This is a genomic window from Planktothrix sp. FACHB-1355 (genome assembly GCF_014748295.1).
Classification (GTDB): Bacteria; Cyanobacteriota; Cyanobacteriia; order Cyanobacteriales; family Aerosakkonemataceae; genus Aerosakkonema; species Aerosakkonema funiforme_A.
The window spans coordinates 1-3,556 of the sequence record NZ_JACJUP010000751.1; the positions used below are offsets into that span (position 1 = coordinate 1).

Below are 3,556 nucleotides of genomic sequence, written 5' to 3' on the forward strand. Positions count from 1 at the left end.
AGATGGTGCGATCGCATTTTCGAGAACGCTACCAATCAGCTAACGAAGTACTAGAAGATCTCCGAAAATTACAAAGTACTCTTGTTGGTTATACTCACTACCTTATGTTACCTGCATTCAGTCAAAAATCGATCGTTAAATACTATGAAATATATTTAGTTATAATCACAGCGGTAACAACTATTTTTCTGACAAGATTATTTCAAGAAGCCGCGACAATAAATAATCATAACTCTCCCAGAGTTATGGCGACGCTTTCCGCTCAAAAACCGGAAGTTGTCGAGCTTTTAAATCAAGGCAAAACGCTAATAGAATTGCGTCGCTACGATGAAGCTATCGGTAGTTTAGACAAAGCAATTCAAATCGAGCCAACTTATCCGGAAATATGGCTGGAGCGCGGGAAAGCGCTCTTAGAATTGCAAAAATTTGAAGAAGCGCTACGTTCTTTTGACGAAGCGGTAAAATTGAAGTCGGATTATGCGCCAGCTTGGTATTGTCGAGGCATAGTGCTAGAGAAATTGAATCGTAATACAGAAGCTCTCGCATCTTTAGATAAAACTGTGGAAATTGAACAAAATTATCCCGAAGCTTGGTATATACGAGGCGAAATATTATATAAGTTACAACGCTATCAAGAAGCCGTAAAATCTTTTGATAAAGCTGTAAAATTTCAGCAAAATTATGTAGAAGCTTGGTATAATATAGGCATTGTTCTCAATAAATTGCAGCGCCACAAAGAAGCGCTATCAGCTTTGGAAAAAGCCGTCCAAATTCAGCCAGCTTATCCGGAAGCGTGGGTAGAACGCGGCTCGACTTTGGGGAAATTGCAAAAATATAACGATGCGATCGCTTCTTTTGACAAAGCTTTGGCTCTCAATCCTAATTCTGCGGAAGCTTGGTATGAGAGAGGTTACGTACTGGAAAAATTGATGCTCTACGAAGAAGCGCTCGCCTGCTTGGAAAAAGCCATTCAAATTAAACAAGATTACGCACAAGCTTGGTATAATCGAGGCATTGTTTTAGAAAAATTAAACAAATATGATTTAGCGATCGCTTCCTACGATAGAGCTGGACAACTACAGCCAGATTACTCGGAAGCTTGGTATCAAAAAGGCATTGTCTTAGAGAAATTACAAAAGTACGACGAAGCGCTCGCCGCTTACGATAAAGCTATTCAAATATGGCCTGCCAATCAACCAGCAATAGAAAATAGAAAGCAATTGCTCACTAAACTGGGACGGTAAACTAAGTTTAGCCTTACCCGTATTAGTGTACTATCGTAAATATACATTGCCACCTTTAGGAAAGCAACTATGATAATCCAAGAAAAAGAACAGCGAAACTGGCAACCTATAGTCAAACAATTTGAAGCTGTATTAGGAAAAAATGGCGTTGTGCAGCGTCGGGAAGAATTGCTCACCTACGAATGCGACGGACTGACCAGCTACCGAAAACGACCGGCAGTAGTAGTGCTACCGCGCACAACAGAACAAGTAGCCGAAGTAGTGAAAATATGCGATCGTCATCAAATCCCTTGGGTAGCCAGAGGTGCCGGAACAGGACTTTCTGGTGGTGCATTACCAGTCGAAAATTGCGTTTTAATTGTCACCGCCTTGATGAAACAAATCCTGCAAATAGATTTAGAAAATCAGCGAGTTGTAGTTCAACCTGGAGTAATTAATAACTGGGTAACGCAAGCCGTCAGCGGTGCAGGATTCTACTACGCACCCGACCCCTCCAGCCAAATCGTTTGTTCCATCGGCGGAAACGTTGCCGAAAATTCCGGCGGCGTTCATTGCCTCAAATATGGAGTCACCACAAACCACGTTTTAGGGTTAAAATTAGTCCTTCCCGATGGCTCAATTGTTGATGTTGGTAGCCCAGTGCAAGAAATTCCCGGTTACGACATCACAGGTTTATTTGTCGGTTCCGAAGGAACCCTTGGTATCGCCACAGAAATTACCCTCAGAATTCTCAAAACCGCCGAATCAATTTGCGTTCTCCTGGCAGATTTTAGTAACATGGAAGCTTGCGGCGCATCCGTTTCTGATATCATCAGCGCTGGCATTATTCCCGCTGGTATGGAAATAATGGATAACCTCAGCATCAACGCAGTTGAAGATGTCGTCGCCACCGGATGTTACCCCCGCGATGCTGCTGCTATTCTATTAGTAGAAGTAGACGGATTAGAAGTAGAAGTTGCTGCCAATAAAAAGCGCATCGCCGAAATTTGTACCAAAAACGGCGCTCGCAGTATCACTACAGCTAACGACCCGGAAACGCGGTTAAAATTATGGAAAGGTCGCAAAGCCGCATTCGCCGCAGCCGGACATATGAGTCCCGATTATTACGTGCAAGATGGCGTAATTCCCCGCACCCAGTTACCTTTTGTCCTGCAAGAGATTGAAAATTTAAGCCAGAAATACGGCTATCGGATTGCCAATGTATTTCACGCAGGAGATGGCAACTTGCACCCGCTGATTCTTTACGATAACTCTGTTCCGGGAGCATTGGAAAAAGTAGAAGAATTAGGCGGAGACATTCTCAAACTCTGCGTGAAAGTTGGCGGCAGTCTGTCTGGAGAACACGGCATCGGTGCAGATAAAAAATGCTATATGCCAGAAATGTTTACGGAAACAGATTTAGAAACAATGCAATGGGTGCGACAAGTTTTTAATCCCAACGGTTTGGCAAATCCTGGGAAAATGTTCCCCACACCTCGCACTTGTGGAGAAGCAGCTCGCGCTCAAACTGAGAAAAAGTTTGAAGCGATCGAACGTTTTTAATTGATTCACATCTTGCACCATTCTCAACAAGATTTGAGGAACCGGGTTTCTTAACGAAAAATCTTGGGTTTCAGGTTTAGTTATGGGCAAGAAACTGGGTTTCTTGCCCTAGTGTAAGATGTAAATATACCTACTTACTGATTCAAAATTTAGATCGACTTGCTACTTGAGAACTCTGGTGGCATTGAAAATTGCCAGCAGTGCTACTCCCACTAATCTTATGTCTGGAAATTGGATATCTGCATCTATTTGTCAGGCAACTGAGTGAGTAACTAGCAACTTGAGTTAATATGCTAAGCCACATCGCGATCGCAAATTCCAAATGGCAATCTTTGCTACTCCCGTTTGAGGTGGAGTCAACGGTTAGTCAAACAGTATTTCTAGACTTGGCTGCTGCTTATACCAGCACGGGAAGATTTTATCATAACTTCGCACATATTCTGCAAGTTATCGAAAAAATTGAAATGATGCGATCGCATTCCCAAAATTTCGCCGCCTTAGAATTTGCCGCCTGGTTTCACGATGTCATCTACGACCCCAAAGCAAAAGACAACGAAGAGAAAAGTGCTACCTATACAGCAGATGTTTTGACCAGTTTGGCAATTCCAGGAGACACGATCGATACGGCTGTCAACCTAATATTAGCAACGCAAAACCATCATCCCATAGCTAACAGTATTGATAGTCAAATATTTCTGGATTCAGACTTATCCATATTAGGTTCTTTTGAGACAGAATATCGAAATTACGCACAAGCAATCAGACAAGAA

Annotated in this window: 3 protein-coding genes; all 3 read left to right on the top strand. The window is 42.6% G+C overall.

Annotated elements, in window-relative coordinates:
* Positions 1-1,244: tetratricopeptide repeat protein (locus H6S82_RS24255; protein WP_191056833.1), on the top strand; the 1,244-nt coding region annotated here is incomplete at its 5' end.
* A gap of 69 nt (positions 1,245-1,313) precedes the next feature.
* Positions 1,314-2,786: a glycolate oxidase subunit GlcD gene (gene glcD / locus H6S82_RS24260; RefSeq protein ID WP_190463296.1), complete on the top strand. Its 1,473-nt coding sequence runs from the start codon at positions 1,314-1,316 to the stop codon at positions 2,784-2,786.
* 290 nt (positions 2,787-3,076) lie between these two features.
* The coding region (locus tag H6S82_RS24265; RefSeq protein ID WP_191056834.1) for a hypothetical protein at positions 3,077-3,556 on the top strand (480 nt) is incomplete at its 3' end.